We start from the raw sequence: 19630 nt of genomic DNA on the forward strand, positions 1-19630 counted from the left end.
GCTCCGCTCCTGTCTCGTGAGGCCCGCGCTCAGCGCGCCAGCGTGCGCGCGAAGAAGGCGTCGATCGTGCGGTACAGGTGCAGCTTCGCGCTGCGCCCCGCGATGCCGTGCGCCTTGCCCGGGTAGATCATCAGCTCGAACGGCCGCGCCTCGTTCTGCAGCGCCTCGGTCAGGCGCAGCGTGTGCTCGAACAGCACGTTGTCGTCCGCCGTGCCGTGCACGATCAGCAGCGGCTTGGTCAGCAGCTTCGCGCGCATCACCAGGTTGGACTGGCGGTAGGCGTCGCTTTGGCCGTCCTTGCCGTCCTTGCCGTCCTTGCCGTCCTGCGGCATGCCGAGGTAGCGCTCGGTGTAGGCCGTGTCGTAGAGCGTCCAGTCCGTCGGCGGAGCGACCGCCACCGCCGACGCCAGCGGCGTGTCGGCGTCCAGCATCGCGCGTTCCGCCAGGAAGCCGCCGTAGGACCAGCCGAAGAAGCCGATCCGCGTCGGGTCCACGCCCGCCACCTGCCTCGGCAGCTGACGCACCGCGGCGAACAGGTCGTTCACGTCGACGGCGCCGAAGGCCAGGCGATGCGCGCGCGTGAACTCGCGGTCGCGGTTCTGCATGCCGCGCGTGTCCAGCGTGAACACGCCGTAGCCGCGCCGCTGCCAGTAGGCGATCAGCGCCGTGTCGCGGCTCCAGTTCCAATTGGTCGTCGAGGTGCCCGGCCCGCCGTAGGCCATCGTGATCACCGGATGCGGACCGGGCTTGCCGTCCAGCGGCGCGAAGTACAGCGCGTTCAGCGGCGTGCGGCCGTCGGCGGCGGTGACGTCGACCACCGCCGGCTTCGGCACGATGCGCGCCAGCAGCGCGTCAGGCGCATCGCCCGGCAGCGACAACGGCTTCGCGCCGGCCTTCACCGACTGCAGCGACAGCGCGGGCGGCTCGCCCCACGCGCCACGCGTGACCAGCACCCGCGCGCAGTCTCCGTCGCCGCGGGCGTCCCGCCACTGACGCGGCTGCGCGCCATCCAGCGGGCGGCTCGTGCCGTTCAGGTCGATCGCAAACAGCTCGCGCGAGCGGCCGCGATCGCGCGCCGCCGCGTAGACCACCGTCTTGCCGTCGCTGCACACGCGGTGCGCGACCGGCTCGGGCTCGTTCGTCAGCGGCCGGCGCTCGCCGGTGCGGCGGTCCACCAGCACCAGTTGCCGGCGGCCCGAGGACTCGCTCGACCACAGCAGCGCCGGCTGACCCGACAGGGTCAGCCCGTCGATCTCCTGCAGGTCGTCGTGCACTTCGACCCAGGCCGGATCGCGTTCATCGATCACGGTGCGGCCCGGACCGGCGCCGTTCGCGTATTCGGTCAGCGCCAGCTTGTGCTGGTCGCGCGTCAGCGTCTGCAGCCACGGCGTGCCGTCGCCGAACCAGCCGGCGCGGGCGATGTATTCGGCGTCCGAAGGCAGCGGCAGCGGCGTCATGCGGCCGTCCGACACCTGCAGCGTCCACGCGGTGACACGGGCGTTGTTCTCGCCGGCGCCCGGGTAGCGCTGCTGCGTCATCGTCGTGCGGTCGGAGAAGATCTGCGCCCGCGTCTTCACCGGCACATCGCGCTCGTCGACGTTCAGCGCCAGCAGTTGTTTGCCGTCCGGAGACCACCAGTAGCCGCGCTGTCGACTGAGTTCCTCCGCCGCGATGAATTCAGCCAACCCCCAGAAACGCGTCTCCGTCGCGCCCTTCGTCAGCGCGCGCGCGGCGCCGTCACCGTCCAGCGCCTGCACCCACAGCTCGCCGCCCTTCACGTAGGCGATGCGGCTGCCGTCGGGCGAGCAGGTCGGATCCTGCTCCGGCACCTGCTCGTCGTTGGTGAGGCGCTGCGCCGTCGGCCCCTGGTCGCCGAGACGCACCAGGTACAGGTCGCCCGACAGCGGGAACAGCAGCGCCTTGCCCGACGGACCGCACCACTGATAGCCGGTGATGCCGCCCTGCGAGATCCGCTTGCGCTCCAGCGCCATGCGCTCGGCCTCGGTCAGTTGCTGGCTGCGACCGCCGAGCACGTCCGCCGCCGAGACCAGCTTGCGCGGCGCGCCGCCGGCCGCCGGCTGCGCCCAGAGTTCGAGCTGCTCGCTGTCGGTCTCCGACGGGCGCAGGTAGCTGACCCACGCGCCGTCCGGCGAGATCTCGGCCTGGCGCACCAGACGCCCCTGCAACGGCGGATCGCCGAAGACACGTTCCAGCGTCAGCGGGACGACGTCCTTGGCGGAGGAAGAAGCGGTCGGGGCGGCCGTCGCGGCCCCGGCGAACACCGGCGCCAATGCGGCGGCGAGCGCCAGCAGGCGCGAGGTCAGGCGGTAAGCGGTCATGCGGCGATCAGCGAGTCGCTGTCTTGTTGTTGATCGGGATCGGAGAGGTCTGCGGCGCGCTCGTCCGGAGCGCGCTCATCGGCCTCGCAGGCGCTGAAGGCGTCGACGAGGTCGTCCTCCTCCGTATCGGGCGGCGGCGCCGTCGGATCGAGCGGACGGCCGAACAGCGTCATGGCCAGCACGTCCGGCGCGTTGATCGTACGCACGCGCTGGTAGGTGTCTTCCGCCTCGGGATAACGGCGGCGCAGGTAATGCAGCCACTGCTTGAGGCGGCCGGCCTGGTGGCGCGTCGCCACGTTGCGGCGCACCTGGGCGAAGAATCTCTCCATCAGCGGGATCACGTCCGACCAGGGCAGCGCGGCGGCGCCGGACGCGTGGCCAAGCGCCGCGCGCACCGCCAACGCCAGTCCGGGATCGGCCACCATGCCGCGCCCCAGCATCAGCGAGGTGCAGCCGGACTCCTGCAGGCAGCGCAGCGCGTCCTCGACGGTCCACACCTCGCCGTTGGCGACGACCTCGATGCCGACGGCTTCGCGCAGCACGGCGATCTGGTCCCAGTAGGCCGGCGGCTTATAGCCGTCGCGCTTGGTGCGGCCGTGCACGACCAGCTCCGATGCGCCGGCAGCCTCGATCGCGCGGGCGCAATCGAGCATGCGGCCGCGGTCCTCGTTGCCGAGCCGCATCTTGGCCGACACCGGCAGGTGCGCCGGCACCGCGCGGCGCACGGCGGCGACGATCTCGCCGACCAGCTCCGGCTCGTCGAGCAGCACCGCGCCGCCGCGATGCCGGTTCACCGTCTTGGCCGGGCAGCCGAAGTTCAGGTCGATGCCCTCGGGGTCGAGCTCCGCGAGCCGCGCGGCGTTCTCCGCCAGGCATTGGGGGTCCGAGCCGAGCAACTGTGCCCGCACCGGCACGCCGGCGTGCGTGCGTCCGCCGTGGAGCAGCTCCGGCACGATGCGCGTGAACACGCGGCGCGGCAGCAGCCGGTCGGTGATGCGGATGAACTCGGAGACACAGCGGTCCACGCCGCCGACACGGGTCAACGTGTCGCGCAGCATGTGGTCCAGCAGGCCCTCCATGGGCGCCAGCAGAATCATTGGAGGCAGGAAGCCCGCCGCGCTCGTGGCGCCGCGGGTCGGCGGTCTGGAAAGACCGGGAGCATAGCGGAAGCGCCTATTCCAGGGACTTCCCGGACTGTTCGGCCGGCTCGGCGCCCGCACCCGCGACCGGAGCCGTGCCGGCCTTCGCCAGCTTCTCCTCGCGATCGCGCACGCTCAGCCACAGGCGCACGTCGAACTCCAGCTGCGAGTAGGCCGGCTCCATGTGGTGGCACAGCGAATAGAACGCCTTGTCGTGCTCCAGCTCCTTCAGATGCGCGAGCTCATGCACGACGATCATCTTCAGGAACTCCGCCGGCGCCTCGCGGAACAGCGTCGCGACGCGGATCTCGCGCCGCGTCTTGAGCCGGTTGCCGTGCACCACGGCCTGCCGCGTGTGCGTGCCCAGCGCGTGCTGGATGACCTTGAGCTTGGCGTCGTAGGCGACGAGCGCCAGCGGCCCTGCGTTGCGCATGAAGCGCTGCTTCAGGTCCTGGGTGTAGTCGAACAGCGCCTTGTCGCTGCGGACCTCGTGCGGCTCCGGGTACTTGCGCGCCAGCAACGGGCCGAGCTCGCCCGCGTCCAGCATCTGCTGCGCCTGCGCGACCAGCGCCGGCGAATAGCCCTGCAGGTACTTCACGACGCGGTCAGTGCGCCGCAGCGGCCGCCACTGGCGCCGGCGGCGTCGCGTAGTTCGCGCTGATCCAGTGCTCGAAGCGCTCGAACATCGCCTGCTCCGCCGACGCGCCGCCGTCGCCGTTGTCGGCCAGCAGTTCCGCGCCATGGACCACGCGGACATGCGCGTCCAGCGGCGGGCCCTCGTCGGCGCGCTCGCCGCGGCGCTCGGACGCGGCCAGCAGGTCCTGCGCCTTCGCCCAGGCCTGCTCGACGGTCTCGTCGCAGGCCTCGGCCAGATAGCGGGCCGTGAAGCCCTCGCCGGTCAGCCGGCGCAGCGTCGCGTCGTGGGACAGGCTGTTGCCCGGCGCCCAGTAGGCCTGCGCGAGCGCCGGCCCGATCGCCGGGTTGTCGGTGAGATAACCGTCGCGCTGCAGGAAGAAGGCCCGGGTCTGGTAGACCGCCATGTGCGCGAGCAGATAGCCCTGATACGACGCCGCCGACTCCTGGTTCAGCAGGTGCGGGATCGCGAGGATCGGCCGCGGCGCGCGATCGACGCCCTGGATGCGGCGCTCCATCGTGCGCGCCAGCGCGAGCACGGCCTCGGGCGTGCGCTCCTCGTCGGACATCGCGTACAGCGCCGCCTCGAAGTACGGCACCACGGCGATCGCGCGTTCGTCGAAGGCCCGCATCGGCTGCGCCGAGGCGATGCGGTCGTGGATCAGCTCGTCGGGGATCGCCTGCCCGTCGACGGTGCGCGCGTAGCGCTTGAGCCAGTCCGCGTCGCCGAGCAGGCTGTCGCAGAACATCGACTGCGTCTCAGCGTAGGCCATCGAGGTCGGCGCGAACTCCTGAGAGAAGCACGGCGAGTTCTGCGTCACGTTGGCGAAGTGGGCCGCGTGGCCGCCCTCGTGGAACAGCGTCAGCATCGCCCGCGCGCCGCTGCCGACCTGGTCGGGCTTGGCCTCGGCGGTGAAGTTGATCTCGCCGGCGTGCCAGCGGCCCTGCTCGTCGAACCACGTCGGCAGCGGGCCGTGGCAGAAGCCGTTCTGGTACTTGCCGGGGCGCTGCAGCAGGTCCAGGCGCATCGTCGCGCCGCGATACTGGATGCCCAGCCGGCGGAAGCTCCGCACCCAGCGCCGCAGCGCCGGACCGAAGGGCATGTACGGGTCCATCCGGCGGGTCACGTCGCCGGCGCTGTGGAAGCGCAGGTTCCAGGGCGCCAGCGCGTCCGGGCCGTGCTTCGCGACGAGCGCGTCATGCGCGCGCTTCTGCGCGGCCTCGGTGCGGGCGACGAAGTCGTCGAGCACGCCGAACAGCTCCGCCTTCGTCATGCGCTCGTTCTTGCGCAGCTTCATCTCGAAGTAGTCCGGGAAGCCCAGCGCGCGCGCCAGCCGGTTGCGCAGCGCGACGATCTCCAGGAAGCCGTTCTCCAGCACCCAGCGCTCGAGGCCGTGCAGCGCCTCGTAGGAACTGCGGCGACGCGATTCGTCCGGGTTGGTGGCCGCATTGGTCGACAGCATCGTCAGCGTGGCGGCCTCGGTCTCGCCGCGGTCGTTGACGTGCGTCGGCGCGAAGTCCTTGCGCTTGGCGAAGAGCAGGCGCTCGGCCTCGATCAGCTCGGCCATCAGGCGTCGGCCTTCGTCGTTGTCGACGATGTTGGCCTCGAACAGACCCAGCCAGCCGCGCAGGCCGTGGGCCAGCGCCTGACGCGCCTCCGCATCGGGGCCCGAGGCAGAGCCGCCCGGCGCGGCTTCCAACGCGGCCTCGACGGCGGCCAGGTGCGCGCGCGTCGCGCCCAGCTTCTCCGGATCGGAGATGAAGGCCTTGTAGTCGGTCTCGGCGCGGCCGAAGCCCTCATGGTCGTCGCTGGTGGCCATGTAGGTGGCCCAGAACAGGTCTTCCTTGCGCTTGTGGACCGCGACGTAATCGCGGTTGAGCTGGTCGAAGAAGGCCTGGGCGGCTGGGACGGCCTGGGCGGCCTGGGCGGTGGGCCCGCCGTCCACCGGGGTGGAAGTCGTGACGTGAGGCATCGGGCAAGCTTAGCGCACGGCATGATGGCGACCATGGATCACGCCCATGACGCCGCCGAGGACTCCGGCGCGCCCTCCCCGCCCTCGCACGCCCCGTCCGCCCCAGCCTCGCCGGCCGTCCACGCCGTCGAGCTCCATCCCCAGGGCTGGCGCTTCGACGCGCCCGAGGACCAGACGCTGCTGCTGGCGGCGCTCGACCATGGCCTGCGCCTGCCGCACTCCTGCCGCAACGGCACCTGCCGCGCCTGCATCGCGAAGCTGGCGTCGGGCCGCGTCGAGTACCGCATCGAGTGGCCCGGCCTGTCCCGGGAGGAGAAGGACGAGGGCTGGATCCTGCCCTGCGTCGCCTGCGCGCGCTCGGACCTGGTGATGGACCAGCCGCAGACGATCAACCTCTTCGACGTCCCGCCGCCGCCCGGGCCGGGTCCTCGGCGCTGAACGCATTTCGCACAAGCTGCGGCGATTCACCCACACGCGGGTTCACGACATCGCCTTCCGCGCTTTTGTTCACGGGCCACCCCGCTAATCCATCGATCAGTTTTCACCCCCAGCAGGCAGCATCGCGCCATCTGTCAAACCTGTCGGCAACGACACGACGGCCTTCCCGGGGGACGTCGGGCGAACAAGAAGGACTGTGGGAATGTTGAACCTGAATCGTTGGCGGCTGCGCAGCCGCGTGCTGGCCGGCTTCGCGCTGGTGATCGTGCTGATGGCGGTGGCCTCGGCGGTGGGCGTGATCCGGGTGTCGATGCTGCACCAGCGCATCGAGCGCCTGGTCGAGGTCGACATGCACACGCTGGAGATCTCGCGCCAGTGGTCGGGCCTGACCGAAGGCAACATCCAGCGCCGCATCGTGCAGCTGGTCGTCGACGACGAGAACTTCGTCAAGGCCTTCACCTCGCGCTCGAAGGAGCTGTCGGCGCGGATCGACAAGATCCAGAAGGAGCTGGACGACAGCATCACCGAGAAGGAAGGCGCGCGGCTGATCGACGAGATCGGCGCGGCCCGCAAGAAGTACCAGGACGCCCGCGAGGCGGCCATCAAGGTCAAGGAAGGCGGCGGCGACGTGAAGCCGATCGCCGCGTCGCAGCTGATCCCGGCGATGAACGACTACCTGGCCGCGATCGACAAGTTCGCCGAGCACACCCGCGACCTGCTGCAGGCCGCGCGCAAGGAAGCGCAGGCCGAGGCCGAAAGCACCCGCAACCTGGTCATCGCGCTGATGACGGTGGCGATCGTGCTGGGCGTGGGCATCGCGCTGGTGATCACGCGCTCGGTAACCGAGCCGCTGGCCGAGGCGCAGTCGCTGAGCCGGGCCATCGCCGAAGGCGACCTGAGCCGCCGCGGCCCTGACGTGGACGGTACCGACGAGGTCGCCGCATTGCGCCGCTCGCTGCAGGAGATGCAGCAGCGCCTGGCCAGCACCATCGCCAGCGTGCGCTCGTCCGCCGACCAGGTCCGCCACGCGTCCTCCGAGATCGCCACCGGCAACGCCGACCTGTCCAACCGGACCGAGCAGGCCGCGAGCAGCCTGGAAGAAACCGGCGCCGCGATGGCGCAGCTTGGTGAAGGTGTGAAGCTGAACGCCGAATCGGCGCGTGAAGCCGATGCCCTGGCGCAGACGGCCTCGCAGGTCGCCGGCCGCGGCGGCGCGATGGTCGAGCAGGTCGTCGCGACGATGAACGAGATCCAGCAGTCGTCCAACAAGATCGCCGACATCATCGGCGTGATCGACGGGATCGCGTTCCAGACCAACATCCTCGCCCTGAACGCCGCCGTGGAAGCGGCCCGCGCCGGCGAACAGGGCCGCGGCTTCGCGGTCGTGGCGAGCGAAGTGCGCTCGCTGGCGCAGCGCAGCGCGGAAGCCGCCAAGGAGATCAAGTCGCTGATCTCGGCATCGGTCGAACGCGTGGACGGCGGCTCCCGCCTGGTCGGCGAAACCGGCGCCACCATGCGCGAGATCGTCACCAGCGTCGAACGCGTCACCCGCGTCATCGGCGAGATCTCCGCGTCCAGCGCGGCGCAGTCGTTGACCCTCGGGGAAATCGGGCAAGCCGTGCGCCAGCTCGACCAGATGACGCAGCAGAACGCGGCATTGGTCGAGGAATCGGCCGCCGCCGCGGAGTCGCTCAAGGATCAGTCGGCGCAGCTCGTCGATACCGTCTCGAGCTTCAAGCTCGGCTGACACTCTTGAGAACCTGCGCTTAGCCAAGCGCGGGCTCTCCGCGGCGCAGGGGGCGCCCCTCCAGGGACCCCCAGCACCACTCCGGCCCCAGTGAGACCCCTCACTGCGGGCCTTTTCGCTTTCTGGGGCCTCCTCCTCCTCGGTACCCCGTGGGCCGCAGGGCCATGGAGGGGTCGGTAAACTGGCGCAATGAATGCGCCTCTCAACGCGGCCCTCCACGCGGACTTCCCAGGCGCCGAGCCTGAACGCTGGACCCATCGCTTCGCGACACTCGGTCCCGACTTCTTCACCGAACTCCCCGGCACCGGACTGCCCGACCCGCATTGGGTCGCGACCAGCCCCGATTGCGCCGCCCTGCTCGGCTGGCCCGAAGACTGGTGGACCCGCCCCGCCGCGCTCGACGCCTTCAGCGGCAACGCCCGCCTCGCCGGCATGAAACCACTGGCCACCGTGTACAGCGGCCATCAGTTCGGCGTGTGGGCCGGCCAACTCGGCGACGGACGCGCGCTGCTGCTGGGCGGCGTCGACGGCCCGAACGGCCACTTCGAACTCCAGCTCAAGGGCGCTGGCCTGACGCCCTACTCGCGTCGCGGCGACGGCCGCGCGGTGCTGCGCTCGTCGATCCGGGAATTCCTCTGCTCCGAAGCCATGGCCGCGCTGGGCATTCCGACGACGCGCGCGCTCGCGATCACCGGCTCGACCTCGCTGAAGGTGCAGCGCGAGCGCGTCGAGACCGGCGCCATCGTCACGCGTGTCGCGCCGAGCTTCCTGCGCTTCGGCCACTTCGAGCACTTCACGCATCACGGGATGGAAGCCCGCACGCGCGAGCTGTTCGACTTCTTCCTTCGCCACCACGCGCCGGAATGCGCCGACGCACCGAATCCGGTGACCGCCGCGCTGGCCAAGGTCGCCGCGCAGACGGCGGAACTCGTCGCGCAGTGGCAGGCCGTGGGCTTCATGCACGGCGTGATGAACACCGACAACATGTCGATGCTGGGCCTGACCATCGACTACGGTCCGTTCGGTTTCATGGACGGCTTCGATCCCGGCCACATCTGCAACCACTCGGACCATCAGGGCCGCTACGCCTTCGCGCGGCAGCCGCAGGTGGCGTTCTGGAACCTGCATGCGCTGGCCCAGGCGCTGCTGCCGTTGATGCCCAACATCGAGACGGATGCGGAAGCCGCCGGCGACGAGCTGATCGAGGCGCTCGAGATCTACCGCGAACGCTTCGGCGCCGCGCTGCTCGGCGCGATGCGCGCGAAGCTCGGCCTCACCGCCGAGGTCGACGAGCGCGGCGAGGACGGCCCGCTGATCGACGACTGGCTGCGGCTGCTGGCCGCCCATCACACCGACTACACGATCGCGCACCGCCGGCTGGCCGGGTTCGATCCGGCCCAGCCGCTGGATGCGGCGGCGAATGCGGGCATCCGGGACCTGTTCCTGGACCGCACCGGGTTCGACGCCTGGGCGTCCCGGTACGCGGCGCGCTTGAAGATCGAGCCGATGGACGCACTTGGGATCCGTGCCCGACGGATGAACGCGGTCAACCCGGCGGTGGTGCTTCGGAACCATCTGGCCGAGACGGCGATCCAGCGGGCCGAGGCCGGCGACTTCAGCGAAGTGCGCCGGCTGCTCGATGTGCTGCGCCGTCCGTTCGACGAGCCCGCGCTGGCGTCCGACGCCGGTTTCCCGCCCGACTGGGCGCAAACGCTGGAGGTTTCCTGTTCATCATGAGCCGCTACGACAAGTTCATCCAAGACGCCACCGACCAGGACCGTGACCGCGACACGGCGTACCCCGTCAAGAAGACGGACGCCGAGTGGCGCGAACAGCTGGATCCGACCCAGTACCAGGTCGCCCGCCATGCCGCGACCGAGCGCGCCTTCACCGGCAAGTACTGGGACCACTGGGAAGCCGGCAACTACAACTGCGTCGGCTGCGGCACGCCGCTGTTCAAGGCGGACACCAAGTTCGATGCCGGCTGCGGCTGGCCCAGCTACTACGAGCCAGTCAACGCCGAGGTCGTCGAGCGCGTCGTCGACTCGACGCACGGCATGGTCCGCGTCGAAGTGCGATGCAACAACTGCGGCACCCACCTGGGCCACGTCTTTCCCGATGGTCCGGAACCGACGGGCGAGCGCTTCTGCATCAATTCCGCCGCGATAGACTTCGAGCCCCAGCGCTGAGCGCGCCGTACTGATTCCCGACCGAATGAAGCTCCTGCTCGATTTCCTGCCGCTCCTGCTGTTCTTCGTGACGTTCAAGTACGCCGACGGACAGCCGGACTGGGCAGCGGCCTTCGCCACCGAGCATCTCGGTTTCCTGGTCTCCGGCGGCAAGGTCGGTCCGACCGAGGCGCCCGTGCTGCTCGCCACCATCGTCGTGATGCTGGCGACGATCTCCCAGGTGCTCTTCCTGAAGCTGCGCGGCCGCAAGGTCGACCTGATGCTGTGGATCAGCCTGGGTCTGGTCGTCACGCTCGGTGCGGCCACCGTCTACTTCCACAACGAGACCTTCATCAAGTGGAAGCCGACGATGCTCTATTGGGCGTTCTCCGCGGCCTTCTTCGTCAGCCACGTCTTCCTCGGCAAGAACCTGCTGCGCAAGATGCTGGGCGCCGAACTGCCGCTGCCCGATGCCGCATGGACACGGCTCAACTGGGCGTGGGTGGCCTTCTTCGGACTGATGGGTTTTGCGAATCTTTACGTCGCTTACTCGTTCAGCACCGAGGCCTGGGCCAACTTCAAGGCCTTCGGATCGACCGGCCTGATCCTGCTGTTCACGCTGGGCCAGGGCGTCTACATGAGCCGGCACCTGCCGCACGAGACCGAGGCGCCCGCCGAGGAGCCCAAGCCATGAGCGGCGGCGACGACGGCGGGCATTCCTCGTCGACATCGAGGGCGGCGCCGAATCCGGCGGCCACGCCCTCGGTCGAGATCGAGGCCCGGCTGAGGGCCGCGCTGGCGCCGGTCTCGCTGCGTCTGCGCGACGACAGCGCGCACCACGCGGGGCATGCGGGAGCGCGCGAAGGGGGGCATTACTACCTCGAAATCGTGAGCGCGCGCTTTGCCGGTTTACCCAGGGTGGCTCGGCATCGGCTCGTATATGATGCCCTCGCCGATCTGATGCAGAAGGGCATTCACGCGCTGGCCATCGAGGCTCGCGCGCCCGACGAACAGCAGAAACCAGGTCCTCAGTAGCGCCGCGTGTCGGCGCTTTGTTTTGGAGCGTTCACGCTCACCCGAGAGTCGAAAGGCCCTTTACCCATCATGAAGAAGTTTGTGCTCGCCGCCACCGTGGCGGTCATCGGCGCCGTGGCCCTGCCGGCCCTCGCCCAGAACATCGCGATCGTGAACGGCAAGCCCGTGCCGAAGGCCCGCGCCGACGTGCTGATCAGCCAGATCACCAAGGGTGGCCAGCCGCGCAGCCCGGAGATGGAAGCCAAGGTCAAGGAAGAGGTCGTCCTGCGCGAGATCTTCCTGCAGGAAGCCGAGAAGCGCGGCCTGAACAAGACCGACGACTACAAGAACCAGATGGAACTGGCGCGCCAGTCGCTGCTGATCCGTGAGCTCTTCGCCGACTACGCGAAGAAGAACCCGATCACCGACGCCGACGCCAAGACCGAATACGACAAGTTCAAGGCGCAGGCCTCGGGCACTGAATTCCACGCCCGCCACATCCTGGTGGAGAAGGAAGAAGACGCCAAGGCGCTGGTCAAGCAGCTCAACGGCGGCGCCAAGTTCGAAGACCTGGCCACCAAGAACTCCAAGGACACCGGTTCCGCCCAGAACGGCGGCGACCTGGGCTGGTCCGCGCCGGACGCCTACGTGCCTGAGTTCAGCGCTGCCCTGGGCAAGCTGAAGGCCGGCGAGATGACGCAGGAGCCGGTGAAGTCGCAGTTCGGCTATCACATCATCAAGCTGGAAGAGACGCGCCAGGCGCAGTTCCCGGCCTTCGACGACGTCAAGGGCCAGATCATCCAGCGCATGCAGCAGCAGAAGGTCGCGGAGTTCCAGGAGGAACTGCGTACCAAGGCCAAGACCGACTTCAAGTTCTCCGCGAACTGATCGCCGATCCGAACAGTCTTTGCTGTACTGTTCAGAGCCCGCGCCGCTGCAGGTCAGCCGCGCGGGTTTTTCACATCTGAAGCATTCCCGACGCCTACTCTGACGCCCCAATGACGGCTTCCCGACTTGCCCGCCGACTGCTGCCCTCGCCCGAGTCCCTGGAACAGACCAAGGGACTGAAGTGGCTCGGCCTCTACCTCAAGGAGCGCCCCTGGCTGTGGGTGGCGCACCGGCGGCGGGTCGCGCTGGGCGCGGGATTGGGGCTGGCCGTGGGCGTCATCCCCTTGCCGACGCAGATGCTGCTGGCGGCGGTGGTCGCGATCGTGTGCCGGGCCAACGTCGCCGCGGCGATCGCCGCGACCTGGCTGACGAATCCGTTGACGCTGGTGCCGATCTGGACGCTGGCGATCTTCCTGGGTCGCCAGGTGCTGGGCATTCACGGCCCGATTTCCGCCCCGAAGGAACTGGCGCTGAACTGGAGCGATCCTTCGAGCTGGTGGCACGCCTTGAGCCAATGGCTCTCCGAGCTGGGCACGCCGCTGCTGGTGGGCCTGCCGCTCGCGGGCGTGCTGCTGGGTCTGTGCCTCTACGTGATCGTCTACATCGGCTGGTGGGCCGTGATCCGCTACGAGCGCAGAAGGCGGCTGCGCGAGCGCGCGATGCGGACCTGACGCTCAGGCAGGCAGATCCGCCATCGTGATGTCCTGCAGATGGCCTGCCGAGATTTTCAACTGCCGCTCGCAGCGTGCCGCGATGCTCTGGTCGTGGGTGACCATGACCAGCGTCGTTCCGAGCTCCCGGTTGAGTTCGAACATCAACGCCATGACCTGCTCGCCAGTGGCGTAGTCGAGGCTGCCGGTCGGCTCATCGGCCAGCAGCAACGCGGGCTGCTGCACGAAGGCACGGGCCAGGGCGACGCGCTGCTGCTCACCGCCCGACAGCACGCGCGGGTAGTGCGACAGCCGCTGCCCCAGCCCCACGCGTTCCAGCATGGCCTTGGCCAGCGACCGCGCATCGCGTTCGCCGCGGAGCTCCAGCGGGAGCATGACGTTCTCCAGCGCCGTCAGGTGCGACAGCAGCTGGAAGCTCTGGAACACGAAGCCCAGGTGCGCCCCGCGCAGCGCGGCCCGGCCGTCCTCGTCGAGGACGAACATATCCTGCCCCTGCAGACGCACGGTGCCTTCGGTGGGCGTATCCAGCCCCGCGAGGATGGACAGCAGCGTGCTCTTGCCCGAGCCCGAGGCGCCGACGATGGCGACGGACTCCCGCGCCTGCAGCTGGAAATTGATGTCATGCAGAATGGTCAGCACGCCGTCGGCATCCTGGACCGACTTGCTGACGTGATCGACTTCGAGGATGTTCTGAACCATGAATCAACCGCAGATGCGCCGCCGTGAATGGATGTTGCACTGTAGCGCCTGTGTCGCGACCCTCGTCGCGACGGGGGTCCTGGCCGGGCCTGTCGCGGCGCAAGGCCGCACCGAAGCGGGCGCTGTGGCCGGAGCGACTGGCGGGGCATCGCGCCGCATCGTCGTGCTGGGCGACAGTCTCTCCGCCGAGTATGGCCTGGCCCGCGGCAGCGGCTGGGTGGCGCTGCTGGAGCAGCGGCTGAAGGCGCAGAAGCTCGACGCCGAGGTGATCAACGCCAGCATCAGCGGCGACACGACCTCGGGCGGGCGCTCGCGGCTGCCCGCGCTGCTGAAGCAGCATCGTCCGACGCACCTGATCATCGAGCTCGGCGGCAACGACGCGCTGCGCGGCCTGCCGCTGAAGATGACCCGCGAGAACCTGAAGGCGATGGTGCAGGCCGGCAAGGACGCCGGCGCGAAGGTGCTGCTGATCGGCATGCAGATCCCGCCCAACATGGGCGCGAGCTATGCGCGGGACTTCGAAGGCAGCTTCAAGACCGTCGCGCAGGAGGAGAAGGTGCCGCTGCAGCCCTTCCTGCTGGCCGGCGTGGCCGATCGGCCGGACATGGCCGAGTGGTTCCAGGGCGACCGCATCCACCCGCTGGCCAAGGCGCATCCGGTGATGCTGGACAACGTCTGGAAGGTCTTGAGGCCGATGTTGTGAGCGGGCACCTAGACTGCGCGCCTTCGCCGCTTCCTTCGACCTGATGTCCGTTTCGATTCCCGGACGCCCCGCGCTGCTGCGCTGGGGCGCCCTGAGCCTGCTCGCGCTCGCCTGCGCTGGCGCGGTGCTGGCCGGCCACGACAGCCGCCGGGCGGCGCAGGTCGGGTTGCTCGTCCTCCCCGTGCTGCTGTGGCTGCTGTGGCCGATCGAGCGCCTCGTCTGGCGCCGGGTGCGCTGGGTCACGGCCTTCGTCGTGATCTCGGCCTTCCTCGTCGACGGCGCGGTGCGTGCCTTCCTGGAGAACCAATATCAGGCGGCGCCGGACAGCTCGCTCGTGCTCGCCGCCGCGGCGAACACGACTGCGCGCGAGTCGATCGAGTACCTCGTCTCGCAGGTGCCCGCGATGGCGATGGCCGTCGCCGCGTTGATCGGGATGCTCGCGCTCAGCGGCGTCGCGATCACGCTCGCGACCCGCGCGACCGGCGTGACTGGCGCGAGCGGCAATCGGGCGGTGCTCTCGCGCCGCGCCCGCATCGCGCTGCTCGTCGTGCTGGCCGTCTGCGCCCTCGCCCACCTGAGCAAGCCCTGGCGCCGGCATCATCCGCTGCTGTTCTGGCCGGCCTGGACGCAGCAGGTCGCCGACCTGCGCGCGAACTGGGCGGACCAGCAGGTCCAGCGCGAGCAGTTGATGCGCAATGCCCGAGCCGCGTCGCCGGCGGTGGCGACGAGCAGCCCGTCGACCGTGGTGCTCGTGCTGGGCGAGAGCGTGAACCGCGACAACATGAGCCTCTACGGCTACGCACGCCCCACGACGCCCGAACTGATCGCGCTGCGCGACGAGGAGCGCGCCAAGCTGCTGACGCTGCGCCACGCGTGGTCGACGCAGGCGACGACGGTCGCGTCGTTGAGCGGCCTGTTCAGCTTCGGCGAGCGCGACGAGGACGATCCCGCCGGCCGCACGCAGCATCTGATCGCGCTGGCGAAGAGCGCCGGCTACAAGGTCTGGTGGGTGAGCAACCATGACGACGTCGCCGTCGACCAGCAGCATGCGCGGCTGGCCGATGTGGTGGAGATGATCAACCGGCAGCCGGGACGCTCGTCGGGCTCGCTCGACGAGGACCTGCTGGACGAGGTCGAACAGGCGCTGGCCGATCCCGCGCCGCGCAAGCTGGTGGTGGTGCACCTGCTGGGCGCGCACCCGCACTACCGGCTGCGCATGCCGCCGGGCGAGCATCCGTTCGACGACCAGGACGGCGACGCCGTGGACGTCGCGATGGCACGCGACGGCCGCGCCGCCTGGGTGCGCGAGTTCCGGCAGGACTACGACTCGGCCATCCACTATCACGACCGCATCGTCGCGCGGACGCTGCGGCTCACGCGCAGCCACCTGCCGGCGGGCGGACGCGGCGCCTGGATGTTCCTGTCCGACCACGGCCAGGAGGTCGGCCACAGCCTCGACCACGCCGGCCACAGTCCGGGCACGGCCTCGGGTTATCGCATCCCCGCGCTGCTGTGGCGCAGTGAATCGAGCTTCGAGGCGTCGACGGCCTCGCGGCCGTTCCGCGCCGACTGGGCCGGCTGGACGCTCGCCGAGCTGATGCAACTCCGCTGGCCGGACATGCGCGACGAGCGCAATGTGCTCCATCCCGCTTACGCGTGGGAAGCGCCGACGCTGCCGGTGAAGGACGTCCGCTTCGAGCAATAGCCGGCGGGCGCTGCGCGGGGCGTGCTTGAGCGTTGCTCGGGCATCGTGCGGACCTCGTGCGGGCCTCGTGCAGGCATTGCGCTTGCCTGTGCCTCGGCAACCCAGGAGCCAGGCATGGATCGAATCGACAGTGACGCGGCGGCTCACGCGGAGAAGGCGACCGTCGGCGCGCCCTGGTGGAGCAAGCTCGGCCCCGGCCTGATCACCGGCGCCGCCGACGACGACCCGAGCGGCATCGCCACCTATTCGCAGGCCGGCGCGCAGTACGGCTACAGCGTCGGCTGGACCATCCTCGTGACCTTCCCGCTGATGGTCGGCATCCAGCTCGCCAGCGCACGGATCGGCCGCATCACCGGCAAGGGGCTCACCGAGAACTTCTCCAAGCTCTGCCCGCGCTGGCTGGTCGTCGGGCTGGTCTCGCTGCTGGTCGTGGCCAACGTCATCAACCTCGGCGCCGACCTCAGCGCGATGGGCGATGCGATGCACCTGGCCGTCGGCGGTCCGCCGGGAGCGTTCGTCGTCGTCATGGCCTTGCTCTCCCTGCTGCTGCAGATCTGGCTGCCGTATGAGCGCTACGTGAAGCTGCTGAAATGGCTGACGCTGACACTCCTTGCCTACGTCGGCGTCGGCTTCGCGGCGCAGGCGGACTGGGTGCTCGCGCTGAAGTCGCTGGTGCTGCCGTCGCTGCACTGGGACCGCGACTACGCGACCACCGTCGTCGCGATCCTCGGCACGACGATCAGTCCCTACCTCTTCTTCTGGCAGGCCAGCCAGGAGGCCGAGGAGATCCGTCGCATCGACGCCGACCGTCCGCTCGCCGTCGCGCCGGAGCAGGCGGCCAGCCAGTTCCGCCGGCTGCGCACGGACACGCTGGTGGGCATGGGGTTCTCCAACACGATCGCGTTCTTCATGATCGTCGCGACCGCCGCCGCGCTGCATGCCCACGGCGTGCGCGACATCGAGACCACCGCGCAGGCCGCGCAGGCGCTCAAGCCGATCGCCGGGAACTTCGCGTTCGTGCTGTTCGCGGCCGGCATCGTGGGCACGGGCTTCCTCGCGCTGCCGGTGCTCGCCGGATCAGCGGCGTACGCGGTCGCCACGCTCGCGGGCGTGCGGCGCGGGCTCGACCGTCCGGCGCACTCGGCCAAGGTCTTCTACGCGATCCTCAGCGGGGCCATGCTCCTCGGACTCGCGCTCAGCCTGTCGGGGTTCAATCCGATCAAGGCGCTGTACTGGTCGGCCGTCGTGAACGCGCTGATCTCGGTGCCCATCATGGTCGCCGTGATGATCGCGGCCTCGCACCGGAAGATCGTCGGCGAGCTGCGCATGCCGCCGCTGTGGCGCGTGCTGGGATGGCTCGCGACCGGCGCGATGGCGCTGGCCACCGTGACGATGATCGTGCTGCAGACTTCCAGCATGGTCGGAGGCAGTCGCTAGACTGCCCCGATGACCGCACCCGCTCCGCTCCACGACGACTGGTCCCTGCGCATCGACGATGTCTGGCGGCGCGCACCGGATCTCACCGGCGCGCAGATCGTCGACGAGATCGATGCACTCGCCGCCGAACGTCCCGAGGGCGATGCGCGAGCCCTCTTCGAGCGCGCCTGCGCACGCGACACGGCCGGTCTCGAAGCGGAGGCCGAGCCGCTCTATCGCGCGGCGCTCGAGACCGGCGCGCTCGACCCATACCGCCGCACGCGGGCGGTCATCCAGCTCGGCAGCACGCTGCGCTGGCTGAAGCGTCTCGACGAGAGCGAAGCGCTGCTCGTCGCCGAGCTGGCTCATCACCTGCAGCCCGGCCACGATCGCCCGCTGCATGACGAGGCGCGCGCGATCCTGGCGCTCACCTATGCGGCGCAGGGCCGCGGCAACGAGGCGGCCGGACTGGCGCTGGCGACGCTCGCGCCCCGGCTGTCGCGCTACAACCGCTCGATGCTGGCCTGCGCGAAGCAGCTCGCCGGCGAGGTCTGGGACGACGGGGCCGTCGTCGCGCCGGGCATGCCGGGCGTCGAACTGATCGAAGGTCGCTTCGTGCTGCGGCCCTACCGGCCCGCCGACCTGCCGGAATTCATCACCGCGGTCCGCGAGTCGCATGCGTCCATCGGCCGATGGATGAAATGGGCGCACGCGGATTTCTCCGCCGCTGATGGCGCCGAGTGGCTCGCCCACTGCGCCCGCGGCTGGCAGAGCGGCACCGCCTACGAGTTCGGCATCTTCGACCGCGACAGCGGCGACTTCGTCGGCGGCGGCGGACTCAACTCGCTGCATGCGGTGCATCCGTTCTGCAACCTCGGCTACTGGGTGCGTTCGTCCCGGGAGGGCCAGGGCGCGGCCTCATCGGCGGTGCGCGCGCTCAGCCGGCATGCGTTCGGCAAGCTCCAGCTGATGCGCGTGGAGATCGTCGTCGCCGACGGCAACGAGCCCAGCCTCGCCGTGGCGCGGCGCTGCGGCGCGCATTACGAGGGCCTGCTGCGCAACCGGATCCGCGGCGTCGACGGCCAGGCGTGGGATGCGCACATGTTTTCGCTGGTGCCGGGCTCGTCATGAGGCGCTGATGCCCGCCATGTCACTGGCACCGAGGGCCTGGCCGAACAAGCAGGCCCGACCGAATCGATTGACAGGCCGATCGGACTTGGGGATGTCATCCGATGCCCTCAACTGACAGACTCTTCCACCGCGTTGAAAGGGGCTGACGATGAGTGCGCATGGACTTCTGGATCAATTGCTGAGATCGGGGCGCGACCTGCTGGCAGGCGGCGGCGCGCCGGGCCGAAGTGGCTCGGGTGGGCTTGGCGGCCTCGGTGGACTGGGCGGGCTGGGCAACCTCGGCAATCTGGGGAATCTGGGGAATCTCGGCAACCTGGGAGGACTCGGACAGATCGGCGCAGGCGCTGGCGTCGCCGGCGTCCTGGGCGCCCTGCTCGGCAGCAGGCGTGGACGCAGCTACGGCGGCAAGGCACTGAAGTACGGCAGCATCGCGGCGCTCGGGTTGATGGCCTACAAGGCCTATACCGCGTGGCAGGCGCAACAGCAGGCGCAAGGCCAAGGGCAGGCGCAGGGCCAGTCGTCTGCGCCCGGCTCGACGTCGTCGTCGCAGGCAAGCCTCACGGCGGAACCGCGCACGCTGGACCGGGTGCCTCAGGACGAAGCGGAGGAACACAGCCGCGCCGTGCTGCTGGCGATGATCGCCGCCGCCAAGGCCGACGGTCATCTGGACGACCGCGAGCGCGAACTGATCGAGCAGGCGCTCAGCCGCGTGGAGGACGATCCCGAGTTGCGCCGCTGGCAGGAAGACGTCCTGCGTCGTCCGCTCGATCCGGCCGCGGTGGCACAGGCTGCCACGACGCCGGAGATCGCCTCCGAGATGTACCTCGCGAGCCTGCTGATGGTCGACGAGACCAGCTACATGGAACGCGCCTACCTCGACGAGCTGGCCCGGCAGCTGAAGCTGCCGGAGGGCCTCAAGTCACAACTCGAGGCCCAGGCGCTCGCGCAAGGCTGAAGCGTCCGCGC

Annotated in this window: 18 protein-coding genes; 13 read left to right on the forward strand and 5 right to left on the reverse strand. The window is 69.7% G+C overall.

What is annotated here, in order from left to right; genetic code table 11:
• Positions 1-29 precede the first annotated feature (29 nt).
• From AC07PR_RS21535 to AC07PR_RS21550, 4 genes are all read right to left on the reverse strand, one after another.
• Positions 30-2339 carry an alpha/beta fold hydrolase gene (locus AC07PR_RS21535; RefSeq protein ID WP_495136506.1) on the reverse strand — a complete coding sequence of 770 codons (2310 nt, stop codon included), beginning with the start codon at positions 2337-2339 and terminating at the stop codon, positions 30-32.
• Entirely contained in the window at positions 2336-3418 is a 1083-nt protein-coding gene (locus tag AC07PR_RS21540; RefSeq protein ID WP_495136507.1) for a tRNA dihydrouridine synthase, read from the reverse strand. Before AC07PR_RS21540 ends, AC07PR_RS21535 begins: the two co-directional genes overlap by 4 nt.
• 94 nt (positions 3419-3512) lie before the next feature.
• Positions 3513-4076: a YgjP-like metallopeptidase domain-containing protein gene (locus AC07PR_RS21545; protein ID WP_495136508.1), complete on the reverse strand. Its 564-nt coding sequence runs from the start codon at positions 4074-4076 to the stop codon at positions 3513-3515.
• Between the two features lie 7 nt (positions 4077-4083).
• Positions 4084-6084: a M3 family metallopeptidase gene (locus tag AC07PR_RS21550; protein WP_495136509.1), complete on the reverse strand. Its 2001-nt coding sequence runs from the start codon at positions 6082-6084 to the stop codon at positions 4084-4086.
• 33 nt (positions 6085-6117) lie between these two features.
• Here AC07PR_RS21550 and AC07PR_RS21555 point away from each other — a divergent pair, with 33 nt between their 5' ends.
• The 8 genes from AC07PR_RS21555 (at position 6118) to AC07PR_RS21590 (ending at position 13010) form a co-directional block, all read left to right on the forward strand.
• Positions 6118-6522 (forward strand): 2Fe-2S iron-sulfur cluster-binding protein, encoded by a 405-nt coding sequence (locus tag AC07PR_RS21555; protein ID WP_483105483.1) that lies wholly within the window; start codon positions 6118-6120, stop codon positions 6520-6522.
• Between the two features lie 202 nt (positions 6523-6724).
• A complete protein-coding gene (locus tag AC07PR_RS21560) occupies positions 6725-8269 on the forward strand; it encodes a methyl-accepting chemotaxis protein (RefSeq protein ID WP_377156685.1) in 1545 nt (514 codons plus the stop codon).
• 189 nt (positions 8270-8458) lie between these two features.
• Positions 8459-10006, forward strand: a complete 1548-nt coding sequence (locus AC07PR_RS21565) for a protein adenylyltransferase SelO (RefSeq protein WP_495136510.1) — start codon at positions 8459-8461, stop codon at positions 10004-10006.
• Positions 10003-10458: a peptide-methionine (R)-S-oxide reductase MsrB gene (gene msrB / locus AC07PR_RS21570; protein WP_495136511.1), complete on the forward strand. Its 456-nt coding sequence runs from the start codon at positions 10003-10005 to the stop codon at positions 10456-10458. Before AC07PR_RS21565 ends, msrB begins: the two co-directional genes overlap by 4 nt.
• A 25-nt stretch (positions 10459-10483) precedes the next feature.
• Positions 10484-11131, forward strand: a complete 648-nt coding sequence (locus AC07PR_RS21575; protein ID WP_483105481.1) for a septation protein A — start codon at positions 10484-10486, stop codon at positions 11129-11131.
• Complete coding sequence (locus AC07PR_RS21580) at positions 11128-11472, forward strand: BolA family protein (protein WP_483105480.1); 345 nt, start codon at positions 11128-11130, stop codon at positions 11470-11472. The genes AC07PR_RS21575 and AC07PR_RS21580 overlap by 4 nt, the downstream gene beginning before the upstream one ends.
• 69 nt (positions 11473-11541) lie before the next feature.
• The gene (locus AC07PR_RS21585) at positions 11542-12339 is read left to right on the forward strand and encodes a peptidylprolyl isomerase (RefSeq protein WP_377156693.1); all 798 of its coding nucleotides are present in this window, start codon (positions 11542-11544) and stop codon (positions 12337-12339) included.
• 110 nt (positions 12340-12449) lie between these two features.
• Positions 12450-13010, forward strand: coding sequence for a DUF2062 domain-containing protein (locus tag AC07PR_RS21590; RefSeq protein WP_377156694.1), 561 nt, complete (start codon positions 12450-12452; stop codon positions 13008-13010).
• Between the two features lie 3 nt (positions 13011-13013).
• Here the strand turns inward: AC07PR_RS21590 and AC07PR_RS21595 are convergent, their stop codons facing one another.
• Positions 13014-13709 (reverse strand): ABC transporter ATP-binding protein, encoded by a 696-nt coding sequence (locus AC07PR_RS21595; protein WP_495136512.1) that lies wholly within the window; start codon positions 13707-13709, stop codon positions 13014-13016.
• Between AC07PR_RS21595 and AC07PR_RS21600 the strand changes: the two genes are divergently transcribed.
• From AC07PR_RS21600 to AC07PR_RS21620, 5 genes are all read left to right on the forward strand, one after another.
• Positions 13708-14412, forward strand: a complete 705-nt coding sequence (locus tag AC07PR_RS21600; RefSeq protein WP_483105478.1) for an arylesterase — start codon at positions 13708-13710, stop codon at positions 14410-14412. The genes AC07PR_RS21595 and AC07PR_RS21600 overlap by 2 nt on opposite strands.
• Positions 14413-14455: 43 nt before the next feature.
• Entirely contained in the window at positions 14456-16117 is a 1662-nt protein-coding gene (locus tag AC07PR_RS21605; protein ID WP_495136513.1) for a phosphoethanolamine transferase, read from the forward strand.
• A 114-nt stretch (positions 16118-16231) separates the two neighbouring features.
• Complete coding sequence (locus AC07PR_RS21610) at positions 16232-17554, forward strand: Nramp family divalent metal transporter (protein WP_377156698.1); 1323 nt, start codon at positions 16232-16234, stop codon at positions 17552-17554.
• 9 nt (positions 17555-17563) lie between these two features.
• Entirely contained in the window at positions 17564-18664 is a 1101-nt protein-coding gene (locus AC07PR_RS21615) for a tetratricopeptide repeat protein (RefSeq protein WP_495136514.1), read from the forward strand.
• 148 nt (positions 18665-18812) lie between these two features.
• Complete coding sequence (locus AC07PR_RS21620) at positions 18813-19619, forward strand: tellurite resistance TerB family protein (protein ID WP_495136515.1); 807 nt, start codon at positions 18813-18815, stop codon at positions 19617-19619.
• Positions 19620-19630: the final 11 nt, after the last annotated feature.

It is taken from the genome of Roseateles sp. GW821-FHT09H11, assembly GCF_059415845.1.

Excerpts from the sequence above, each read along its gene's own strand:
- AC07PR_RS21615 (WP_495136514.1), top strand. The coding sequence starts at position 17,564 with ATGACCGCACCCGCTCCGCTCCACGACGACTGGTCCCTGCGCATCGAC.
- AC07PR_RS21580 (WP_483105480.1), top strand. The coding sequence starts at position 11,128 with ATGAGCGGCGGCGACGACGGCGGGCATTCCTCGTCGACATCGAGGGCG.
- AC07PR_RS21555 (WP_483105483.1), top strand. The coding sequence starts at position 6,118 with ATGGATCACGCCCATGACGCCGCCGAGGACTCCGGCGCGCCCTCCCCG.
- AC07PR_RS21585 (WP_377156693.1), top strand. The coding sequence starts at position 11,542 with ATGAAGAAGTTTGTGCTCGCCGCCACCGTGGCGGTCATCGGCGCCGTG.
- AC07PR_RS21565 (WP_495136510.1), top strand. The coding sequence starts at position 8,459 with ATGAATGCGCCTCTCAACGCGGCCCTCCACGCGGACTTCCCAGGCGCC.
- AC07PR_RS21600 (WP_483105478.1), top strand. The coding sequence starts at position 13,708 with ATGAATCAACCGCAGATGCGCCGCCGTGAATGGATGTTGCACTGTAGC.
- AC07PR_RS21575 (WP_483105481.1), top strand. The coding sequence starts at position 10,484 with ATGAAGCTCCTGCTCGATTTCCTGCCGCTCCTGCTGTTCTTCGTGACG.
- AC07PR_RS21605 (WP_495136513.1), top strand. The coding sequence starts at position 14,456 with ATGTCCGTTTCGATTCCCGGACGCCCCGCGCTGCTGCGCTGGGGCGCC.
- AC07PR_RS21595 (WP_495136512.1), bottom strand. The coding sequence starts at position 13,709 with ATGGTTCAGAACATCCTCGAAGTCGATCACGTCAGCAAGTCGGTCCAG.
- AC07PR_RS21535 (WP_495136506.1), bottom strand. The coding sequence starts at position 2,339 with ATGACCGCTTACCGCCTGACCTCGCGCCTGCTGGCGCTCGCCGCCGCA.
- AC07PR_RS21620 (WP_495136515.1), top strand. The coding sequence starts at position 18,813 with ATGAGTGCGCATGGACTTCTGGATCAATTGCTGAGATCGGGGCGCGAC.
- AC07PR_RS21610 (WP_377156698.1), top strand. The coding sequence starts at position 16,232 with ATGGATCGAATCGACAGTGACGCGGCGGCTCACGCGGAGAAGGCGACC.
- AC07PR_RS21560 (WP_377156685.1), top strand. The coding sequence starts at position 6,725 with ATGTTGAACCTGAATCGTTGGCGGCTGCGCAGCCGCGTGCTGGCCGGC.
- AC07PR_RS21550 (WP_495136509.1), bottom strand. The coding sequence starts at position 6,084 with ATGCCTCACGTCACGACTTCCACCCCGGTGGACGGCGGGCCCACCGCC.
- AC07PR_RS21540 (WP_495136507.1), bottom strand. The coding sequence starts at position 3,418 with ATGGAGGGCCTGCTGGACCACATGCTGCGCGACACGTTGACCCGTGTC.
- msrB (WP_495136511.1), top strand. The coding sequence starts at position 10,003 with ATGAGCCGCTACGACAAGTTCATCCAAGACGCCACCGACCAGGACCGT.
- AC07PR_RS21590 (WP_377156694.1), top strand. The coding sequence starts at position 12,450 with ATGACGGCTTCCCGACTTGCCCGCCGACTGCTGCCCTCGCCCGAGTCC.